Origin of the sequence: Roseateles sp. YR242 (assembly GCF_900109745.1) — a bacterium.
Classification (GTDB): Bacteria; Pseudomonadota; Gammaproteobacteria; order Burkholderiales; family Burkholderiaceae_C; genus Roseateles.
Map to the genome: position 1 here is coordinate 777922 of NZ_FOAV01000002.1, position 21753 is coordinate 799674.

General features: G+C 66.5%; 16 protein-coding genes. 7 read left to right on the forward strand and 9 right to left on the reverse strand.

Annotated features, from left to right (window positions below):
• The 3 genes from glyQ to BMY53_RS07035 all read right to left on the reverse strand — a co-directional run bounded on the left by glyQ (window position 1) and on the right by BMY53_RS07035 (window position 3411).
• On the reverse strand, window positions 1-951 hold the full coding sequence (gene glyQ, locus BMY53_RS07025) for a glycine--tRNA ligase subunit alpha (protein ID WP_092944999.1): 951 nt from the start codon (window positions 949-951) through the stop codon (window positions 1-3).
• Between the two features lie 73 nt (window positions 952-1024).
• The gene (gene lnt / locus BMY53_RS07030; protein WP_255370062.1) at window positions 1025-2521 is read right to left on the reverse strand and encodes an apolipoprotein N-acyltransferase; all 1497 of its coding nucleotides are present in this window, start codon (window positions 2519-2521) and stop codon (window positions 1025-1027) included.
• A 5-nt stretch (window positions 2522-2526) separates the two neighbouring features.
• Window positions 2527-3411, reverse strand: a complete 885-nt coding sequence (locus tag BMY53_RS07035) for an HlyC/CorC family transporter (protein WP_255370063.1) — start codon at window positions 3409-3411, stop codon at window positions 2527-2529.
• Between the two features lie 119 nt (window positions 3412-3530).
• Here BMY53_RS07035 and BMY53_RS07040 point away from each other — a divergent pair, with 119 nt between their 5' ends.
• From BMY53_RS07040 to BMY53_RS07065, 6 genes are all read left to right on the forward strand, one after another.
• Window positions 3531-4652 (forward strand): CobW family GTP-binding protein, encoded by a 1122-nt coding sequence (locus BMY53_RS07040; RefSeq protein ID WP_092945005.1) that lies wholly within the window; start codon window positions 3531-3533, stop codon window positions 4650-4652.
• 218 nt (window positions 4653-4870) lie between these two features.
• On the forward strand, window positions 4871-5524 hold the full coding sequence (gene dksA, locus BMY53_RS07045; RefSeq protein WP_177200768.1) for an RNA polymerase-binding protein DksA: 654 nt from the start codon (window positions 4871-4873) through the stop codon (window positions 5522-5524).
• Between the two features lie 80 nt (window positions 5525-5604).
• Window positions 5605-7338 carry a hypothetical protein gene (locus BMY53_RS07050; protein ID WP_092945007.1) on the forward strand — a complete coding sequence of 578 codons (1734 nt, stop codon included), beginning with the start codon at window positions 5605-5607 and terminating at the stop codon, window positions 7336-7338.
• A 707-nt stretch (window positions 7339-8045) separates the two neighbouring features.
• Window positions 8046-8582: an ATP-dependent protease subunit HslV gene (gene hslV / locus BMY53_RS07055; RefSeq protein WP_092945009.1), complete on the forward strand. Its 537-nt coding sequence runs from the start codon at window positions 8046-8048 to the stop codon at window positions 8580-8582.
• The gene (hslU, locus tag BMY53_RS07060; protein ID WP_092945011.1) at window positions 8579-9925 is read left to right on the forward strand and encodes an ATP-dependent protease ATPase subunit HslU; all 1347 of its coding nucleotides are present in this window, start codon (window positions 8579-8581) and stop codon (window positions 9923-9925) included. The genes hslV and hslU overlap by 4 nt, the downstream gene beginning before the upstream one ends.
• Before the next feature lie 204 nt (window positions 9926-10129).
• Window positions 10130-10918 carry a nucleotidyltransferase domain-containing protein gene (locus BMY53_RS07065; protein WP_092945013.1) on the forward strand — a complete coding sequence of 263 codons (789 nt, stop codon included), beginning with the start codon at window positions 10130-10132 and terminating at the stop codon, window positions 10916-10918.
• A 6-nt stretch (window positions 10919-10924) separates the two neighbouring features.
• On the opposite strand, the gene BMY53_RS07070 is transcribed toward BMY53_RS07065, so the two are convergent.
• The gene (locus BMY53_RS07070) at window positions 10925-11704 is read right to left on the reverse strand and encodes a type III pantothenate kinase (RefSeq protein ID WP_092945015.1); all 780 of its coding nucleotides are present in this window, start codon (window positions 11702-11704) and stop codon (window positions 10925-10927) included.
• Window positions 11705-11867: 163 nt separating this feature from the next.
• On the opposite strand from BMY53_RS07070, the gene BMY53_RS26680 reads away from it, so the two are divergent.
• A complete protein-coding gene (locus BMY53_RS26680) occupies window positions 11868-13706 on the forward strand; it encodes a methyl-accepting chemotaxis protein (protein WP_092945178.1) in 1839 nt (612 codons plus the stop codon).
• Window positions 13707-13763: 57 nt separating this feature from the next.
• Here the strand turns inward: BMY53_RS26680 and cobA are convergent, their stop codons facing one another.
• Genes cobA through BMY53_RS07100 form a run of 5 tightly spaced genes read right to left on the reverse strand, consistent with a single transcriptional unit; the run spans window position 13764 to window position 21641 of the window.
• A complete protein-coding gene (gene cobA, locus BMY53_RS07080; protein WP_092945017.1) occupies window positions 13764-14624 on the reverse strand; it encodes a uroporphyrinogen-III C-methyltransferase in 861 nt (286 codons plus the stop codon).
• Entirely contained in the window at window positions 14621-17386 is a 2766-nt protein-coding gene (locus tag BMY53_RS07085) for a nitrate reductase (RefSeq protein ID WP_092945019.1), read from the reverse strand. The genes cobA and BMY53_RS07085 overlap by 4 nt, the downstream gene beginning before the upstream one ends.
• A gap of 17 nt (window positions 17387-17403) precedes the next feature.
• Window positions 17404-17784 (reverse strand): nitrite reductase small subunit NirD, encoded by a 381-nt coding sequence (nirD, locus tag BMY53_RS07090; protein ID WP_092945021.1) that lies wholly within the window; start codon window positions 17782-17784, stop codon window positions 17404-17406.
• 36 nt (window positions 17785-17820) lie between these two features.
• Entirely contained in the window at window positions 17821-20340 is a 2520-nt protein-coding gene (gene nirB, locus BMY53_RS07095; protein WP_092945023.1) for a nitrite reductase large subunit NirB, read from the reverse strand.
• On the reverse strand, window positions 20337-21641 hold the full coding sequence (locus tag BMY53_RS07100) for an MFS transporter (protein ID WP_092945025.1): 1305 nt from the start codon (window positions 21639-21641) through the stop codon (window positions 20337-20339). Before BMY53_RS07100 ends, nirB begins: the two co-directional genes overlap by 4 nt.
• Window positions 21642-21753 lie beyond the last annotated feature (112 nt).

A 21753-nucleotide genomic window follows, 5' to 3' on the forward strand; every position in this document is an offset into this window, starting at 1 on the left:
TCAGGCTGCCTTCTTCTCGACGTTCTTCTTCTCGATCTGGGCGACCACCTCGTCCGCCCAATCCTTGGGCGCCATGGGGAAGCCCAGGCGGGCACGGCTGTCCACATAGCTCTGGGCCACGGCACGCGCCAGGTTGCGGATGCGGCCGATGTAGGCGGCGCGTTCCGTCACGCTGATGGCGCCACGCGCGTCCAGCAGGTTGAAGGTGTGGCCGGCCTTGAGCAGTTGCTCGTAGGCGGGCAGCGCCAGTTGCCGTTCCATCAGCAGCTTGGACTGCTTCTCGTAGGCCCCGAAGGCCTGCAGGAGGAAGTCCACATCGCTGTATTCGAAGTTGTAGGTCGACTGCTCCACCTCGTTCTGGTGGAACACGTCGCCGTAGGTCAGGATGCGACCTTCGGACGAGGCATCGGAATAGACCAGGTCATACACCGATTCCTTGTTCTGCAGATACATCGCCAGCCGTTCCAGGCCGTAGGTGATCTCACCGGTGATGGGCTTGCAGTCGATGCCGCCCACCTGCTGGAAGTAGGTGAACTGCGTCACTTCCATGCCGTTGAGCCAGACCTCCCAGCCCAGGCCCCAGCAGCCGAGTGTGGGGTTCTCCCAGTCGTCCTCGACGAAACGAACGTCGTTCTTCTTCAGATCGAACCCCAGTGCCTCCAGAGAGCCCAGATAGAGCTCGAGGATGTTGGCCGGCGCCGGCTTGAGCACCACCTGGAACTGGTAGTAATGCTGCAGGCGATTGGGGTTCTCGCCATAACGGCCGTCCTTGGGGCGGCGGCTGGGCTGGACGTAGGCGGCTTTCCAGGGTTCCGGACCGAGCGCGCGCAGGAAGGTGGCGGTGTGGCTGGTCCCTGCACCGACTTCCATGTCGTAGGGCTGCAGCAGGGCACAGCCCTGCTTGGACCAATATTCCTGCAGGCGAAGAATCAGTTGCTGGAAAGTCAGCATGGAGCGTCGGCCCCTGGACACCGGGGCATTGGGGAGAAGGGAGCCATTCTAGGGGCGTTGGCCGGCCGCAAGCTCAGCGCCGACGCCGCAACCACAGGGCGGGAAGCAGGCCCAGTGCCACCCCAACCCACAAGGGCCACAGGCCGAACGCGGCGAGCCAGCGGGCGTACGGCGTTTCGCCCCGGCGGCCCTGCACCGTCACCTCCAGCACCCCGGGTTGTTCGGGCGGCAGCCGCGCGACGACACGCCCCTGGTGGTCCACCAGGGCCGTGGCGCCCGTGTTGGTGGCGCGCACCAGTGGCCGCTGGAACTCCAGCGCGCGCATCTGCGAGAACTGCAGGTGCTGGTCCTGCACCATGCGGGGCCCGAACCAGGCGAGGTTGCTGGTGTTGACGAAGATAGTGGCGGCCGCCTCGCCCTGGTCCAGGGCACTGGCCACCACGTCCTCGCCGAACAGATCCTCATAGCAGATCAGCGGGCGCAGGCGCTGGCCGGCCAGCGGCATGGCGCGCTGGTGGGTGCCATGGGCCTGGTCGTCCATGGGGATGCGCATGGCGCGCACGAACCAGTGGAAACCGGGCGGAATGAACTCGCCAAACGGCAACAGGTGGCGCTTGCCGTAGTCATACGGCTGGGGCGTACCCAGCGCCACCAGCGAATTCACGAAGCCCTGCTGTTCACTGCCCAGGAAGGTGCCCAGCAGCAGCGGGCGCTGGGCAGCGGCACGTTGAAAGCGCGCGACCTGCCCCTCATCCAGCCAGGCCAGGGGCAACGGCAGCACGGATTCCGGCGTGATGACCAGTTGGCCCCGCGCGGATTCGATCAAGGTGGCCAGCTTGTCGAGGTTGTCGTTGAAGCGGTCCCGGTCGAACTTCTGGTCCTGCGGGATGTTGGGCTGTACCAACGACACGGCCAGTTCGCCCGCCGGCTGGGTGAATGCCCCGGGCAGCGCCTGGCCGGCGGCGATGAGCACCACCACCAGGCCCAGCAGCCGCCAGGCGCGGGCCGCCAGGGCGGCCGCGACCAGCGCGGACAACGCCGTGATGCCGTAGACGCCGATCCATGGGGCGAACACGGCCAGCGGCCCTTGTGTGTGGGCGTAACCGCTGGCGATCCAGGGGAAGCCGGTCAGCAGCGTGGCACGCGCGAGTTCCGCACCGAGCCACAGCGCCGCAAAGGCCAGCGCTCGCGCCCATGCCGGGCCCGCCAGCCGGGCCGCCAGACCCAGGCCCAGCGCGTAATACAGGGAGAGGAAGGTCGCCAGCAACAGCACCGCCAGGGCGGATACCGCCCCGGGCAGATGCCCGAAATCATGCATGCTGATGTAGAGCCACCACAGCCCTGACGCCAGCCAGCCGATGCCGAACAACGCCCCCAGCAGCGCGGCGCGGCGCGGGCGCGCGTCCAGCGAGGCCCAGAACAGCCAGGCCAGGGCGAGCGGTTGCAGCCACCAGGCGGGGCTGGGCGCAAACGCACCGGTATGCAGCACGCCCGCCAGCAGGGCGAGCAGGGGATGGCGCAGGGCGGGCAGCCGCGGCTGCCCGGGCTGCCCGAGAGAGAGACCGGACACCACCATCAGCCGGTGTTGTCGTCAGCTTCCGAGGCGTGGACGCGGGTCACCTTGAACCAGCGCACCGCACCGCCGCGGTTGATCATCACCGAGAAGCGCAGGCCGGCGGATTCCACCGTTTCGCCGCGGCGCGGCACACGGCCATGCTCGTGGGCCACCAGGCCGCCGATGGTGTCGAAATCTTCGTCCGACAGGCTCAGCCCGAAGGCGTCGTTGACGGCACTGATGGTGGCATCCCCCGCCACGCGGAAGCTCCCGTCGGCCAGCGTGTAGATGCCGGCGTCGCCGTCACCCACGTCGAATTCATCCTCGATCTCGCCGACGATTTCCTCCAGCACATCCTCGATGGTGATGAGGCCGGCGGTGTTGCCGAACTCGTCGATGACGATGGCCAGATGGTTGCGGTTGGAGCGGAAATCCCGCAGCAGCTCGTTCAGGCCCTTGCTTTCGGGCACGAAAACTGCCGGGCGCAGCAGGGCCCGCAGGTTCAGCTCAGGCGCCCGCTGGAGCTTGAGCAGATCCTTGGCGAGCAGGATGCCGATGATGTTGTCCCGTTGGCCGTCGTAGACGGGGAAGCGGGAATGGCCGGTGTCGATCACCGCCGCCAGCAGCTCGTCCACGGTCGCGTGGATGTCCAGCTGATCCATGCGGGGGGCCGCCACCATCACATCGCCGGCGCTCAGTTCGGCCATGCGGAGCACGCCTTCGAGCATCTGGCGGGATTCGGGTGCGATGAGCTCACGCTCTTCGGCTTCGGCGAGGGTTTCGATCAGCTCGCTGGTGGAATCCGGGCCGGGATGGAGGAATTCAAGTACGCGGTCCAGCAGACCGCGATGGTCGTTGCCACGCCCGCCATGTTTGGCGGGCCGACTAGGCTGAGGTTCAGACACTGCAGTGTGTGCCGTCGTTGATGAGGCGCCAGAATAACCGATTGACATTGCGATTCGCTTGAACCACAGTCTTTCGCCCCCATTTGTCGGGCCCAAGCTTTCTACTTTTGCGGTACACCATGTCGACAGCAGCATCGAATGAACAGGTTTCTGGCCCGGCCGGAGCATCCCCCACGGGCGCCGGCGGGCTGATCCCGGCGACCATCCTCACGGGCTTCCTGGGCGCCGGCAAGACAACGCTGCTCAAGCGTGTGCTGACGGAGGCCCATGGCCAGAAGATCGCCGTGATCGAAAATGAGTTCGGCGAGGAGAACATCGACAACGACATCCTGGTCAGCGAGACCCAGGAGCAGATCATCCAGCTGAGCAACGGCTGCGTGTGCTGCACCATCCGCGAGGATCTGCGCACCACCTTGACCGATCTGGCCCAGAAACGCCGCAAGGGCGAGCTGGACTTCGAACGGGTGGTGATCGAGACCACCGGCCTGGCGGACCCCGGCCCGGTCGCCCAGACCTTCTTCATGGATGACGAGATCGCGGAGACCTTCCTGCTGGACTCCATCCTCACGTTGGTAGACGCCAAGCATGCGGGCGACCAACTGGACAGCCGCCAGGAGGCCCGCCGCCAAGTCGGCTTTGCGGACCAGATCTTCCTGAGCAAGACCGACCTGGTGGACGAAGCGGCGGTGGACGCCTTGGGGCACCGCCTCAAGCACATGAACCCGCGTGCGCCGCAGCGCCGGGTGCATTTTGGTGAGGTTTCCATTGCCGAGGTCTTTGACCTGCGGGGCTTCAACCTGAATGCCAAGCTGGAGATCGACCCTGAATTCCTGAACGTGGACGAACATGACCATGGTCATGACCACGATCACGGGCACGACCACCATGATCACGACCATGCGCCGGGCGAGCACTGCGATCACCCGCATCATCACCACCATGATGACGACGTGAAGTCCTTCGTTTTCCGCTCGGACCGGCCCTTCAACCCGGCCAAGCTGGAAGATTTCCTGGGCGCCATCGTGCAGGTCTACGGCCCGAAGATGCTTCGTTACAAGGGTGTCCTGAATATGAACGGGACTGACAAGAAGGTCATCTTCCAGGGTGTGCACCAGTTGATGGGTTCGGATCTGGGTCCGAAGTGGATGCCTGGGGAAGAAAGGATCAGCAAGCTGGTTTTCATTGGGATCGACCTTCCCAAAGACATCCTTCTCCAGGGGCTGGAAGGCTGCCTGGCTTAGTGACACACTCGCTGACCGGCCGATGGGGTGCGGACGTGGCTACAATCCGCCGCGCCCATCCTCGGTACGGGAGGGACAACCTGTGCAGGAGTTGGCACGAACGCGTGATTCCTGCCCAGATGAGCTGCCATGACACCCCGACCCGAGCGGGATGGGTGCCAGGGCGGCGGGTTGTCCCGCACCACAAGCAGGTATAAAGAGCCGCTAGGAGAGTGAACGTGAGCAAGACCCCGGCCTCCAAGACCTCGGCGCCGAAAGCAGGCGCAAAGGTTGCCAAGCCTGAGGCGGCCAAGGCCGCCAATGCCGCTGACGCCCCCGTAGCGGACGCTCCCGATAGCTCGGTCGCCACGCTGGACGCCCCCGTCCAGCGCCCGACCGCCACCTCAACCTCGAATCAGAACAACCGCACCGCCGTGAAAGCCGACCCCAAACTCGCCAATGCCTGGAAATCCAAGCCCGGTGCCGAACTGACTGACGCTGAAGTACTTGCCATGCCGGACGGCGAGTACATGAACGACAAACAGGTGGAATTCTTCCGCGCCAAGTTGACGCAACTCAAGGAAGATATCTTGTCCAATGCGGGCGAGACCACAGAGCATCTCCGTGAAGACACCTCCATCGTCCCTGATCCGGCCGACCGTGCCACGATTGAGGAAGAACATGCGTTGGAGCTGCGCACCCGCGACCGCGAGCGCAAATTGCTCAAGAAGATCATGCAATCGCTGACCCGCCTGGACAGTGGCGAATATGGTTACTGCGACGAGACCGGTGAACCGATCGGCCTGGGCCGTCTGATTGCACGGCCGACGGCGACCTTGTCGCTGGAAGCGCAGCAGCGCCGCGAGCTCAAGCAGAAGATGTTCGGGGACTGAGCCTCCCCTTTTCCTGACTGTTCTGACCGCTGCCCAGCCCAGAGACTGTTCCGAGACTGCCCAGAGAGACGCCACCCAGCATGACCGATCCCACCACCAAAGACGGCGAGAGCTTCTTCCGCAAGGTGGCGCGTTTTGTCGCCAACCCGACGACCGACTGGGCAGAAATCAACTCTCGCCAGGACGATCCAGAGGCTGACGCGGCCAAGGCGGAGCTGCGGGCGATGGTTGAGCGCAAGCGGCGCAATGACTTCGTGCGCAAGCGCGAGCTGGACATGCTTCGCCGCATCCGCCGCGAGGGCTTGACGCCCGAGCAGCTGGCGGCGCTGGGGGGCCATGCCACCTCGGGCATTGACGAGCTGGGCCGTATCAGCGAGATCAACGGCAGCCAGACCAGCATCAAGACCAAGATCGACCAGATCGAGCAGCAGATGGTGGGTGAGAGCTTTGCACCGACGCAGGTGCAAGGTCAGCATCCGCCCGCCTTCTTTGAGACCAGCACCCGTCCGGTCAATTTCAACGCCACGCTGCCGGCGGACCAGATTGGTGCGCGCTCACCGGATTTCGCCTCGCCCGCCGGTGCCGAGCGCCACGTGCCTGCGCCGGCATCCGCCTCGGCCGGCACGGGACTGTCGCCGCAAAGTGCGGCCGCAGCGGCCCCGATTCCCGACCCCAAGCAGGCCATCCCGACGCTGAGCTTCCACGTGGCCGACCCGAACGAGGTCGAGGTCAACGAGGTGGTGCACGACGCCGAACTGGACGAGGCGGTCATTGCCTTTGCCAATGGCGACTACGAGCACTGCGAGCGCAGCCTGGCGGACCTGACGCGGGAAGGTGGCGCGCGGCATGTGCATGCCGAGACCTGGCTGGTGCTGTTCGATCTGTATCGGGCCACTGGGCAGCAGGGCAAGTTCGAGCAACTCGCCAACGACTACGCCCAGCAGTTCGGGCTTTCCTCCCCGCAATGGTTCTCGCTGCCCAAGCTGGTGGCGGAGGCCGTGCAGCAGGAGCGTGCGCCGCGCGGCCAGGCCAACTCGGTGGCGTGGTCGTCGCCTGAATATCTGGACGTGGACGGCGTGCTGCAGATGCGCAACCGCTGCGAAAACCTTCCGCTTCCCTGGGTGCTGGACTGGCAGAACCTGCGCCAGATCGATCCGGAAGCCTGTGCACGCCTGCGTGAAGTGTTTCGTGCGTGGGCACCTCAGGCGCTGGACCTGCGCTGGCTGGCTGGTGACCACCTGTTCCAGATCCTGAAGGATCAGGCGCCGGTGGGCGCACGGGATGCCGACCCTGTTTATTGGATGGTGCGCCTGGAGGCCTTGCGCCTGGCCAATCGCCCGGACCAGTTCGACGAAGTCGCCATCGATTACTGCGTCACCTACGAAGTTTCGCCGCCCTCCTGGGAAAAGGCTGAGGCGCATGTGCGGGTCAGCGGCAACAGCCTCTCGACCAGTTCGCCGGTGCCGTCGGTGCTTCCCGCGATGGATACTGGCATCAGTTTCCTTGAGTCGACGATCACTGACGCGCTCAGCACGGCGGCCCAGATGGAGCTGTCCGGCCAGCTCAGTGGCGACATCAGTGAGACCTTGAAGCTCATGACCGAGCAACTGGGCCCGGCCTCGCTGGTCAACATTGCCTGCCCCAAGCTGATCCGTTTGGACTTCATGGCGGCTGGCGACCTGTTGAACTGGGTACTGGCCCGCCGCAGCGAAAACCGCGCGGTGCAATTCACTGACGCCCACCGCCTGGTGGCCTTGTTCTTTGGTGCCATGGGCATCAACGAACATGCGCGCGTCAAGGTCCGCCACGTTTAAGGCCGCAGCAAGACTGGTCTTTCTCTCCCCATCGTCACAGTGGTGATGAAACAGCATGCGCTGGCCAGTTCGGTGGAGCATGCCCGCCTCAAGGTCACCCCGGTTAGGGCGTCAGCGAGATTTTTCCTTCGTTTTCCGTTGCTCACGGTGGTGATGGAGCGGCATGCGGTGGCCTGTTGGGTGGGTGTGGGAGGAGCCGAGGAGCGGAGGAAGTCGGGGGGCGCGCGGAGCGCGCATCAATAACTGACTAGAGGGCCCGTCTGTTTGAGCGAAACGAGCCGAAGGTGAGAGAAGCGAGTTGGGCCCGCCCCGACTTCTGAGCACCGGAGGGGAGTTCTGAGGGCGGAGCCCTCAGAACCTCCGTATTCACCCACCCAACAGGCCACCGCATGCTGCGGAGCGCGCCGGCCGCGGCGACTGGCGCCCATCCTGGCGCGCTCTGGCGCACTTTCGCGCAACTTGCAGCGCTCCCCGGAAGCACCGATCATCCCGCCCAAGCGTGCTGTCGCGGCATGAGACCCCGGCTCGAATAGCGCCTCCGAGGCCCCAGTCAGCCACACGCACAACCCGGCATACGCACAACCCGCCCCAAAAGCGGCCCAAAAACCGGCCGCCCCCCAGCCCCCACCCCTTGTGATCCGACTCTCAGCCCCCCAGTTGAGAGAGTCATGACACCCAGCCCCGCCATGTCACAAGAATCTTCTCCATTGCCGCCGTACCACGGCACCACCATCGTCAGTGTCCGCCGCGGCAACCAGGTTGCCATTGGTGGCGATGGTCAGGTGACCTTGGGCACCATTGTGGTCAAGTCGACGGCTCGCAAGGTCCGCAAGCTCTACAAGGACCAGGTCCTGGCCGGCTTCGCTGGTGCCACGGCTGACGCCTTCACGCTCTTTGAGCGTTTCGAGTCCAAGCTCGAAAAGCACAACGGCCATCTGGTCCGTGCGGCGGTGGAGCTCACCCGCGACTGGCGAACTGACCGTGTGCTGCGTCGGCTGGAGGCCATGCTGGCCGTCGCCGACCGTACGGCTTCGCTCATCATCACCGGCAATGGTGACGTTCTGGAGCCTGAGCAGGGCATTGTGGCCATCGGGTCTGGCGGCGCCTATGCCCAGGCGGCGGCCAAGGCGCTGCTCAACCACAGCGAACTCAGTGCTGCCGACATCGTCAAGCAGTCCCTCGTCATTGCGGGGGAAATCTGCATCTATACCAATGGCAACCACACGTTGGAGGTGTTGGAGTGAGCAGTATGACGCCTCAGGAAATTGTCTCTGAACTGGACCGACACATCGTCGGGCAAGGGGACGCCAAACGTGCGGTCGCCATCGCCTTGCGCAACCGCTGGCGCCGCCAGCAGGTGGACGACAAGCTGCGCGGCGAGATCACGCCCAAGAATATTCTCATGATCGGCCCCACCGGTGTGGGCAAGACCGAGATCGCGCGCCGCCTGGCCAAGCTGGCCGACGCGCCCTTCATCAAGGTCGAGGCCACCAAGTTTACGGAGGTGGGCTACGTCGGCAAGGACGTCGACAGCATCGTGCGCGACCTCGTCGACATCGCCGTCAAGCAAGAACGCGAGCGCCAGATGCGCTTGCAGCGCACCCGCGCCGAAGACGCCGCCGAGGAACGCCTCCTCGACGCCCTCGTCCCCCCGCCCCGCTCCACCGGCTTCACCCCCTCCGAGCCCACCAGTGCCAGCGGCACCGGTGAAAGCACCGCCCGCCAGGTCATGCGCAAGCGCCTGCGCGAGGGCTCGATGGACGACAAGGAAATCGAGATCGAACTCGCCGAGCCCAAGCCGACCATGGAAATCATGGGCCCGCAGGGCATGGAAGAAATGGCCGAGCAGCTCAAGGGCATGTTCTCCCAGATGGGCCAGGCGCGCCGCAAGACGCGCAAGTTGCGCATCGGTGAAGCCATGAAGCTGCTGGTCGAGGAAGAGGCCGCCAAGCTCGTCAATGAGGACGAGATGAAGACCACCGCCCTGGCCAACGCCCAGGAGAACGGCATCGTCTTCATCGACGAGATCGACAAGGTGGCCAGCCGCGCCGAACATGGTGGCGCCGATGTCTCCCGCCAGGGTGTGCAGCGCGACCTGCTGCCGCTGGTGGAAGGCACCACCGTCAACACCAAGTACGGCATGGTGAAGACGGACCACATCCTCTTCATTGCCTCCGGCGCCTTTCACCTCAGCAAGCCCAGCGACCTCATTCCGGAGCTGCAGGGCCGCTTCCCCATCCGTGTGGAACTCAAGTCGCTGTCCGTGGCGGACTTCGAGGCCATTCTCTCCAGCACCCATGCCAGCCTGGTCAAGCAATACCAGGCCCTGCTGGCCACCGAAGGCCTGACACTGGAGCTGGGCGCGGACGGCATCCGCCGTCTGGCCGAGATTGCCTTCGAGGTGAACGAGCGCACCGAGAACATCGGCGCCCGCCGCCTCTCCACCGTGCTGGAACGCCTGCTGGACGACATCAGCTTCGATGCCCATAAGCATGCCGGGCAGACCGTCACGCTCGACGGCAAGGCGGTGGACGAGAAACTGGGCGCACTGGCCCAGAACGAAGACTTGAGCCGGTTCATTCTGTGAGGGCGAACACCACTGGGCGCGGCGCGCTTCAATAACGACTTTCCACAGTCTCGTCGCGGAAAAAACAACGCCAGGGCCACACCCTGGCGTTTTTTCTATGGGCGTGAGTTCGGAAATGCCTACAGTCCGCCGCCAGCGCTCCCACCCGGATCGCGCTGATCACGCCCGGACAACCGCCGTGGCCCCTCGCCCGTTTGAATGATCATGATTGACGACGCCCCCCGACGAGAAGTCCTGGCACGCCTGCGGCGTGCTGAAACCGAGCATGAAGCTAAGGTGCTGCTGGCGGTGGAGTCCGGCAGCCGCGCGTGGGGATTTGCGTCGCCGAACAGCGACTATGACGCGCGCTTCATCTATGTGCACCGCCCCGAGCGTTACCTCTCGGTCGGGTTGGAAGAGATGCGCGACGTCATCGAATACCCCATCGTGGATGAAATGGACATCAACGGCTGGGACCTGCGCAAGGCGCTGCGGCTGTTCTGGAAGTCCAACCCCGGCTTCGTGGAGTGGATCCAGTCGCCCATCGTGTACGAGAAGGCCGGCAGCTTCCACCGCCGCGCCTTGGCGCTGCTGCCCACCGTCTACTCGGTGGAACGGGGCATCTATCACTACCGCAGCATGGCGCAGACGAACTTCCGCGCCGCCTTGCAGAACGAGCAGGTGCCGCTGAAGAAGTACTTCTACGTGCTGCGGCCGCTGCTGTCCGTGCGGTGGCTGGAGCGTTACCAGCGGCCGGCGCCGATCGAATTCCGGCGGCTTCTGGAGATGGCGGAGAAGGAGCCCGGCCTGGTGTCGGCGATCCATGATCTGCTGGCCCTCAAGGAGGCCTCACCCGAGATGGGGCTTTCGCCCCGGGTGCCGCCCATTCAGCGCTTCATCGAACAAGAACTGGAACGGCTGGAAGCGGTTCGCCCGGAGCCGCAGCAGCGCTCGGAGGTGGAGCCCCTGCTGTCCGAACTGTTCCGGACGGTGCTGCAGGAAACCTGGGGCTGAATCAGGTCACAGGGCCAGGCGGTGCGACTGCAGCGCCAGCAGGCCATCGAAGATGAGCGAGTCGATCAGCTCATGCGGGATGTCCAGCGCCGGCGATACCTTCCAGCCTGCGCCACCGGTCATCAGCGTGACCGGCTCCTGGCCGCAATGCTTCACGATGTGGCGGTGCATGCGCTCGATGGCGCCAGTGATGGCGTAGTTGCCGCCGCTGGTCAGCGCGTCCGACGTGTTGGTGGGGAACTCCCGCACCTCGCCGGTCGGCACGCGCAGGCCGGCCGTGCCGCCTTCCAGCGCGCGCAGCATGATGCCGTGGCCCGGCAGGATCAGGCCGCCCAGGAAGCGGCCGTCGGCATCCAGCGCATCCACTGTCACCGCCGTGCCCACCATCACGACCAGCGCGGGCCGGGGCGCATGCCCCTGGCTTCGGGCCAGCACATGGTGGCGGGCCCCGATCAGGGCGACAAAACGGTCGGTGCCCAGGCGGTTGGGATGGTCATAACCATTGATCACACCGCCGGCCTGGGCGGACGAGGCCACCCAGCGCGGCTCCAGGTCCCAGAGCTCCTCGAGCTGCTCTTCCACGCGGTAGCGCATGCCGTCGCCCGCCACGTTGCAGCCCAGCAGGCTGCCAGGCGTGGCCAGGCGGGCCCAGTCGTGCTCGGCCAGCTTCTCGATGTTTTCCAGGAATTGGGCGCCGTGGGCCAGCATGGGGCTGCCCGGCTGAGGCCCGGCATACAGCGCCCATTTCAGGCGGGTGTTACCGATGTCGATGGCCAAAAAGCTCATAAGTTCACGCGCTGTCTGCGACAGGCGGCAGGTTAGCAGCGTTTGCCCTCAAGACGGGGCCCAACAGGTCGATGAGACTCGTGTTGGGGAGTTGTCTCAGTTTCAGGCACCCTTCCCTTGCCAGGGCCAGCCCGGCCCGGGCATTCTCGAAAGCATGCTGCCGATGAAGTTCTCAATCGCCACCCGTCTATGGATTCCTGTGCTGGTGATGGCGGTGATGACCGTCCTCATGGCTGTGGGGGCCGCCGTGCGAACGCGGGCCCTGCTGGCTGTCTCCCAGGTGACGCAGGAAAAACAACAGCAACGCTTCGAGCTGGCCCTGCGCTGGCGCGGGCTGACCGAGGCCAACGCCAGCCGGGTGCAGGGTGGCCTGGCTGCCAACGACATGAGCGTGACCGATGCGCTCAAGGCCGACATCGCCCGCACCACGGACACCATCAACGAGGTCCAGAAGCAGCTGGAGGCGCTGGCCGATGATGCGGCCGACAAAACCGCCATGGCCACCATCGCCGAGCGCCGCAAGGCCTACATTGCCGCGCGCAACGAGGCCGGCAAGCTGAAGGCGGATGGCCAGGTGGACGGCTCCCACACCGCGCTGAAGCAGAAGGTGGTGCCCGCCATCGAGCAATACCTGGCGGCGCAGCAGGCCTTTGTGCAGCTGCAGCAGGGCAAGGCCACCGCACTGCGGGAGGCGGCCGGCGCGGAGCGCATGCGCACGGTCTGGACCGTGGCGGGCGTGATGGGCCTGATCGTGGCGCTGCTGGCCGTGGCCACGGCCTATTTTGTGCGCACGATCTCGCAGCCGCTCAAGCAGTTGGTCCGGCAGGCGGAGCGCATCGGCGAAGGGGACCTGTCGGACCAGGCACCCGCGCTGCGGGGAGATGAGATTGGTGAGGTGCAGCAGGCGCTGCAACAGATGACGGCCTCGCTGCGAACGGTGATCCTGGGTTTTCGCAGCAGCGTGGACAGCATGCAGACGGCCAGCCAGGAAATTGCCAGCGGCAATACCGACCTGAGCCACCGGACCGAGCAGACGGCGTCCAACCTGCAGCAGGCTTCGTCGTCGCTGGCGCAGCTGACGGGCACCGTGCAGCAGAGCGCCGACAGCGCCCGCACCGCCAACCAGTTGGCCGGCAGCGCCGCCGAGGTGGCGCAGCGCGGTGGCGTGGTGGTGGGCCAGGTGGTGGGCACCATGGGCGAGATCGACACCAGTGCCAAGAAGATCAACGACATCATCGGTGTCATCGACGGCATTGCCTTCCAGACCAACATCCTGGCGCTGAATGCGGCCGTGGAGGCGGCACGGGCGGGCGAGCAGGGGCGCGGATTTGCGGTAGTGGCCAGCGAGGTGCGTGCCCTGGCGCAACGCAGCGCGGGGGCCGCCAAGGAAATCAAGTCGTTGATCGGTGAGAGCGTCTCCAAGGTGGAGGCGGGTTCGCAACTGGTGCGCGAGGCCGGCGCCACCATGCAGGAAATCGTCGCCAGTGTGCAGCGGGTCTCTGACATCATCAGCGAGATCAGTGCCAGCACGGTGGAACAGAGCCAGGGCATCGGGCATGTGAATGGCGCGGTGGCCCAGCTGGACCAGATGACGCAGCAGAACGCGGCGCTTGTGGAGCAGTCGGCAGCGGCGGCGGAGTCCGTGAACGAGCAGGCGCGCCGGCTCACCGGGCTGGTGGCGCATTTCCGGATGCAGGGTGGGGCGCTGGCACGGGCGCCATTGGGCAGCCCTGCCCCGTCGCCTGTACGGTCATCGGCGCCCTCCCCCGCCGCAACCGCCGCAACCGCATCATCGACCGTACCGCGGTCCTCATTGGCAAAGGCAACTCCAAAGGCCGCTCCGGCGCCGATCAAGGCCAAGACCCACACGGCCAAGACGCCCGCAGTGGGGAGTAGCGCGGCCCCCGCTCGCGCTACACCGCCCAAGGCAGTGGCGGTGCCCAAGCCCCAGGCGCCCTCCCCCGTCGCGCCGCCGAACGACAGCGACTGGGAAACCTTCTGACAAACCTTCTGACAAACCTTCTGACAAACGCGCGCCGCCCGGGTCAGGGGCGTGCGTTCACGCCGCCTGGACGGTCCGGGCCGCCTGACTGCTGGCCTTGACCAGGGGAGGCGTGCTGGCGGGCTCGGTGTCGCCTGGGTTCGCAGCAGGCAGCCCCGCCTGTTCTCGCCATTGGGACGACAGGGCCACCACCGTGCCGATCACCAGCAACGCCGGGCTTTGCATGCCGTGCGCCTCGATATCCGCAGGCAGGTCCGCCAGCGTGGTGAAACACTCGCGCTGCCGGGGCGTATGGGCCGCGCTGACGATGACTGCGGGCGTCTGCGCCGCGAGCCCGCCTGCCATCAAGGCCTGGCTGATCTCGCCCGCCCGTGTCAGGCCCATGTAGACCACCAGCGTCAGCCGGCTGCGGGCCAGCGCGGCCCAGTCAGGCAAGGTGCCGTGTTCGCCGTTGTGGCCGGTGACAAAGGCCACACCCGGCGTGCAGCGCCGGTCGGTGACCGGCACCCCCACGGCGGCAGGCGCGGCCAGGCCCGCGGAGAGCCCGTTGATCACCTCGACGGCCAGCCCCGCCTCGCGCAGCGCATCCACCTCTTCGCCGCCACGGCCGAATACAAACGGATCGCCGCCCTTGAGGCGCACCACGCGCGCGCCGGCACGGGCCTCCCGAATCATGAGCTCATGGATGAAGCGCTGCTCGGTAGAGACACAGCCCCCCCGCTTGCCCACCCGCAGCACACGGGCCTGCGGCGGCACGCAGGCCAGCACACGGGCGTCGACCAGGTCGTCGGTGAGCACCACCTCGGCCTGTTGCAGGCGCTTCAGCGCCTTGATGGTGAGCAGTTCCGGATCCCCGGGGCCGGCCCCGACCAGAGAAACCACCGGCAACGATGGGGCGGTCAAGTTGGCTTGTGTCATGTCACTTCCTCGGTCGATTGCACCCAGCGGCGCAGCGTGGGCAGGCAGGAGCCGCATTGCGTGCCGCAGCGCAGCGCCGCCTGCAGCCCGGCCAGACGTTCGGCCGGGCTGCCCGCTGGCTGGCGGGCGAGGCAGGCCTTGATCGCGTCTTCTCTCACATCCAGACAGTTGCAGACCTGCGGGCTTTGCTGCGGCGTCGGTTGATCCGCGTCCTGCGCCAGCAGGCGGCGGCCGAAGGGCGCCACTGGTGTCTGCTCACGCCAGAGCGTGTCCAGCCAGTTGGCCTGGGCGCCCTCACCCACACGCAGCAGGGCCTGCAAACGGGCTTGGGCCCCCTCGCCAGCCAGCCTGAGCAGGCGGCTGCGGCCACGGCGGCCGTCGGCATAACGCAGCACCCCCACGCCATTCAACTGCAGCACGCTGGCCAGGGCCTGCACCACCGTGGCCGGGGGTTGATCGGCAAAGGCCAGGTCCAGAATCCAGCCCTCCTGACTGCCATCACCCACCGCCGGCAGGCAACTGGCATAGGCGGCTTCATCCATCAGGCCCCGCAGTTGGCTGCGCAGCACGGCGCCTTCGCCGGGCGCAACCCAGGCCGCCCCCACCACGCGCCACGGCAGGTCCACTGCCTCCACCGAGATCGCCGCGAACTTGAGCTCCGGCTGGCGGGCATCCGGACAGAAGGCGGGTTGGGTGATCGCATTGACCCCGGCCTGCCCCTGGCCGCCGAGGAACTCGCTGCCCCAGTGCATCGGCATCCAGGCGCCTTGCGGCGGCAGTCGGTCATCGCCTCGCAACGGCACGATCAACGGGCCACGCCGTGATTGCACACGCACCAGCGCGCCTTCTTCCAGGCGACGGCGCGCCATGTCGGCCGGGTGCATGCTCAAGGCGGGCGACGGCTCGCCGGCAAACAACCGGGGCACGACGCCACTGCGGCTCATGCCGTGCCATTGGTCGCGCAGGCGGCCGGTGGTGAGCGCCAGGGGGTAACGCGCGTCCTGGGCTTCCGCCGTCGGCACAAAGGGCTTGGTGATGAAGCGCGCGCGGCCGTCGGCATGGGCGAAGCGGCCGTCTTCGTAGAGACGGGCCTGGCCGGCCGTGGCGCCTTCGGGCCAGGGCCACTGTGCGGGCGCGGCTTCGAGCATCGGATAGCTCAGGCCGGTGATGTCCAGGTCCCGTCCCCGCGTGGCGGCACGGTGCTCTTCCCACAATTGCTCGGCACGGTCCCACGCAAACAGGCTGGGCCGCCCAGGCCGCAACGCGGCCTGCATGCGCAGCGCCACGTCCCGCACGATGCGCCAGTCCTCGCGGGCCTCGCCGGCCGGCGGCAGGGCGGCCCTTACGCGGCTGATGCGGCGTTCGCTGTTGGTGACCGTGCCCTCCTTCTCCGCCCAGGTGGCAGCGGGCAGCAGGACGTCGGCGAAGTCGGCCGTGGCGGTGCCGCTGAAGGCCTCCTGCAGGATCACCAGCTCGCAGCGCGACAGGGCCGCGCGCACCAGCGCCTGGTCCGGGAGCGACTGCGCCGGGTTGGTGCAGGCAATCCACAGGGCCTTGATCTCACCACGTGCGGCCGCCTGGAACATCTCCACGGCGGTCTTGCCCGGCGTCTCCGGCAAGGGGTCACTGCCCCACAGGCGGGCCACCTCGTGACGGTGCGCCTCGACGGCCGGGTCACGATGCCCCGGCAGCAACGAGGCCATGCCGCCACTTTCTCGGCCGCCCATGGCGTTGGGCTGGCCGGTCAGCGAGAACGGGCCCGCCCCCGGGCGACCGATCTGGCCGGTGGCCAGATGCAGGTTGATCAGCGCCGTGTTCTTGGCGGTACCGCTGCTGCTCTGGTTCAGGCCCATGCAATACAAGGACAAGGTGGCGGGCGAGCGGGCGAACCACTGCGCGGCCTCCAGGATCTGCGCTTCCTTCAGGCCGGTGAGCCGCGCCGATTCAGTGGGCGTCATGGTGCGGACCAGCGCCTTCAGCGTGTCAAAACCGGCCGTGTGCTGGTCGATGAAGTCACGATCGATCCAGCCTTCCCAGATGCAGGCATGCAGCATCCCCTGGAACAGCGCCACATCGCTGCCGGGCCGCAAGGCCAGGTGCAGGTCGGCAAACTCGGCGGTCTCGGTGCGGCGTGGGTCCACCACGATGATCTTCATGTGCGGCCGCGCCGCGCGGGCGGCCTCGATGCGGCGGAACAGGATGGGGTGGGCCCAGGCCGTATTGGAGCCGGCGATGAACAGGCAGTCCGCCTGTTCCAGGTCTTCATAACAGGCCGGCGGCGCATCCGCCCCCAGCGATTGCTTGTAGCCCACCACCGCAGCGCTCATGCACAGGCGCGAGTTGCTGTCGATGTTGTTGGTGCCGACCAGGCCACGCGCGAGCTTGTTGAACGCGTGATAGTCCTCGGTGAGCAACTGGCCGGAAATGTAGAAGCCGATGGCATCCGGACCATGGGCCGTGTGGATGGCCAGCAACTGGTCGGCGATGCGCTGGGTGGTGGTGTCCCAGTCCAGCGGGGCCGGCGAGGACGCGCGCGAGGCCCGCCAGGCCGGGTGCAGCAGGCGTTGATGCTGCCGGACCAGCGGCGTGGCGGTCAGGTGCAGCGTCGCGCCCTTGGTGCAGAGCCGGCCCGCATTGGCGGGATGGTCCGGATCGCCGCGCACGCCGGTGACGCGATCCCCATCCGCATCATGGGTCGAGTCGATCAGCACGCCACAGCCCACACCGCAGTAGGGACAGGTCGATCGCGTGGTGCGGTTCATGGCGGCGGCGCCTCGGCTCAGCAGCTCACCCGGGTGCAGGGACCGGCCTTGACCGGCGGCAGGTCGATGCCAACCGTGTCCAGCTCCTCGCGGTCCAGCATCACCTGGCCGTCTTCGACCCGCACCTGGAAGACCGGCGTGTGGCCCTCATCCGGTTCGCGGGCACAGCCGCTGTCAAAGGCGATGGTCCAGTTGTGCAGCGGGCAGGCGACCGCGTTGCCGAACACGATGCCCTGGCTGAGTGGGCCGGCCCGGTGGGGGCAACGGTCCAGCAGCGCATGCACCTGGTCGTCCGAGGTGCGAAACAGCGCGACCTCCGGCCCCTGGGCGCGGCTGACGCGGCGGGCCCCCAGCACGGGGATGTCGGTGACGGCGCAGATGGTGATCCAGGAAGACATGGGGGACCTCAGGGTTCTCAGTGGGTTGGCGAAGGGCTAGCGGTCGGCGGTGGCAGCGACGGCATCGCTCACCACCGAGGTGGAGGGTGCACCGGTGGCGGTGGGGTTGGTGCCGGGCACCGACAACGCCGGCAACGCATCGAACTGCCGCAGGTCCACCTGCGCCTTGCTGAATTCGAACCAGGGATCGGGCTCACCATCCAGCGCAAACTGCAGCTCCGCCCAGAGCGCCTTGCGGCCCTCATGGTCCTCGAGGATGTGCTTCTTCACATGGTCCAGCCCCACACGGCTGACGTAGTGCACGGTGCGCTCCAGGTACCAACCCTCCTTGCGGTAGAGCTGCATGAAGGCCCCGGTGTATTCCAGCACCTCCTCGGCGGTCTTGAGCTTGGTGAAGAAGTGGGCCACCTCGGTCTTGATGCCACCGTTGCCGGCGATGTACATCTCCCAGCCGGAATCGACGCCGATGATGCCGACGTCCTTGATGCCGGCCTCGGCGCAGTTGCGCGGGCAGCCGCTGACGGCGTACTTGACCTTGTGGGGCGCATACATGCGCCACATGGCGCGTTCCAGGTCCTTGCCCATCTGGGTGCTGTCCTGGGTGCCCATGCGGCACCATTCAGAGCCCACGCAGGTCTTCACCGTGCGCAGCGCCTTGGCATAAGCATGGCCGCTGGGCATGCCGATGTCCCGCCAGACATGGACCAGGTCCTCCTTCTTCACGCCCAGCAGGTCGATGCGCTGGCCGCCGGTGACCTTGACGGTCGGGATCTTGTATTTGTCCACCGCGTCGGCGATGCGGCGCAACTCGTCGGCACTGGTCTCGCCGCCCCACATCCGCGGGATGACCGAGTAGGTACCGTCCTTCTGGATATTGGCGTGGCTGCGTTCGTTGATATAGCGCGACTGCGGATCGTCCTGGGCCTCCTTGGGCCAGGAGGAGATCAGGTAGTAGTTGAGCGCCGGGCGGCAGGTGGCGCAGCCGTTGGGGGTCTTCCAGTTCAGGCGCTCGAAGACATCGGCCATGCGGACCAGGTGCTCATCGAAGATGGCATCGCGCACTTCCTGATGGCTCTTCTCGGTGCAGCCGCAGATGGCCTTTTTCTTGGGCGTGGCGGAGTAGTCGCCACCGGCGGTGAACATCAGCAGCTGCTCCACCAGGCCGGTGCAGGAGCCGCAGGAGGCGCTGGCCTTGGTGTGTTTCCTCACCTCTTCCAGGGTGAACAGGCCCTTGTCCTTGATGGCCTTGCAGATGCTGCCCTTGTTGACACCATTGCAGCCGCAGACCTCGTCGCTGTCGGCCATGGCGGCAGCCTTGTTGTGGCCCTGGTGGCCAACGTCGCCGATGTTGCTCTCGCCGAACATCAGCTTGTCGCGGATGTCGCCAATCTTGCGGCCATCACGCAGCAGCTTGAAGTACCAGCTTCCGTCCACCGTGTCGCCATACAGGCAGGCGCCCACCAGTTGGTCGTCCTTGATGACCAGCTTCTTGTAGACCCCGGCGAAGGGGTCGCTCATCACGATCTCTTCGGTGCCCTCGCCGCCCATGAAGTCCCCGGCGGAGAACAGGTCGATGCCGGTGACCTTGAGCTTGGTGCTGGTCTGGCTGCCCAGGTAGCGGCCGATGCCGAACTGCGCCAGGTGGTTGGCGCAGACCTTGCCCTGCTCGAACAGTGGCGCCACCAGGCCGTAGGCAATACCGCGGTGTGCGGCGCACTCACCCACGGCGTAGATGCGGGGGTCGGTAACGGTCTGCAGCGTGTCGGTGACGACCACGCCACGATGGCAGTGCAGGCCGGCGCTTTCGGCCAGGCTGGTGTTGGGACGGATGCCGGCGGCCATGACCACCAGGTCTGCCGGGATCTCGGTGCCGTCCGAAAAACGCACCGCCAGGACACGGCCGTCGGTGCCGCCGATCAGCGCCTCGGTCTGGGCGCCCAGCTTGAAGCGCAGCCCGCGGTCCTGCAGGGACTTGCGCAGCAGGTCACCGGCCTGATCGTCCAGCTGGCGTTCCATCAGCCAGGCATTGAGGTGGACCACGGTGACCTGCATGCCGCGCAGCATCAGCCCGTTGGCCGCCTCCAGGCCCAGCAGCCCACCGCCGATGACCACGGCATGCTGGTACTTCTGCGCCGCCTCGATCATGGTGTTGGTGTCGGCGATGTCGCGGTAGGCGATGACGCCTTCCAGTTCCTTGCCGGGCACCGGCAGGATGAATGGCGAGGAGCCGGTGGCGATCAGCAGCCGGTCGTAGTCCGCCACCGTGCCATCTTCGGCGATGACCTGCCGGCGCACGCGATCGATCTTCGTGACGCGCTTGCCCAGGTGCAGCGTGATCTGGTTCTCCTCATACCAGGAGACCGGGTTGAGGATGATCTCGTCCAGCGTCTGTTCACCGGCCAGCACGGGGCTCAGGAGGATGCGGTTGTAGTTGGGATGCGGCTCGGCACCGAAGACCGTGACCTCGTACAGGTCCGGAGCGATCTTGAGCAGCTCTTCCAGGGTGCGCACGCCGGCCATGCCGTTGCCCACCATCACCAGCTTCATCTTTTTCATGCGGCACTCTCCATACGGAAGGAGGCCACGGCGGCGGTCTCGCCATGGCCGGTCATCGGATCACCCTTGGCGACCTCGGGCACCACCACGCCACGCGCACGTCCGCCGCGCTCGACCCAGGTGCGGGTCCAGCGCACCTGCATGACGCGCATCACCACCAGCATGGCCAGGCCGAACGCGGCAAACACGACAAAGCCCCAGAGATAGGTGCCGGCGTACTGCCGGGAAATGCCCATCAGGTTGGGCACCGCACCACCGCCCAATGCACCGATCTCGCCGATCATCGAACCGGCGACGGCGGTGGCGGTCGGCCAGCGCAGCGGAACGAGCTGGAACAGCGCGCCGTTGCCCGCCCCCAGCGCAGCAAAACACAGCATCAGCAGTGCGGTGGTCAGCACGAGGGACTGCGCCGACAGCCCGACCAGCACCAGCGAGACACTCACCACGACCAGCACCACGGTGAGGGTGTTCACACCACCCCAGCGGTCCGACATCCAGCCGCCCAGCACGCGTACCGCCGCGCCCATGAAGGCGGCCAGCATGGTGAGCTGCCCGGCCTGCACCTTGGAGACACCGAACTGGTCGTAGTAATAAGTGGGCAGGAAGGTGGTGAGGCCGATGAAACCGCCGAAGGTGACGGCATAGATCAGGCTGAAGGCCCAGCCGTCCTTCTCGACGAGGCAGGCCACGTGGTCGCGCAGCCCGGCATGGGCATCCACATCCGGTGGCTCCTTGGCAAAAACGATCATCACCACCATGGGCACCAGGATGGCCCCGGCCGCGACCGCATAAACGGCCTGCCAGCCGAGCCACTGCGCCAGCGGCGGTGCCAGCAGCACCGACACGGCCGTGCCGACATTGCCCGCCCCCACCAGCCCCATGGCCAGGCCCTTGTAGCGCGGCGGGTACCAGCCCGCCCCCAGCGACAGCGCCACGCCGAAGCTGGCGCCAGCAATGCCCAGCAGCACGCCCATGGCCAGCAGGTCGTTGAAACTCTCGACCATGAAGAAGCCGTAGAGCATGGCCACGGCGATCAGCACCATTTCCACCAGCGTGGCTTTCTTGCGCCCGATGTACTGCGACAGCACCCCCAGCGGAAACCGCATCAGCGCGCCGGCCATGATGGGAATCGACAGCATCAGGCCCTTCTGGGACGCAGTGAGCTGGTAGGCCTCGCTGATGAAGGGCGCCAGCGCCCCATTGAGCACCCAGATACAGCAGGAGCACGCGAAGTACAGGAAGGCGGCGCCCAGGGTGGGCGCGTGGCCTGATCTCAGGAAGGTCCGGAAGAACACTGCCATGGCTGCAAACGCAAAAAGGCCGCGTCGAGCACCAGGCTCGGCGAGGCCGAATGAAGGATGGGACGCCGCAGGGCGGCGAGATGGGGGCGATGGCGGAGCATCGCGGGGCGGG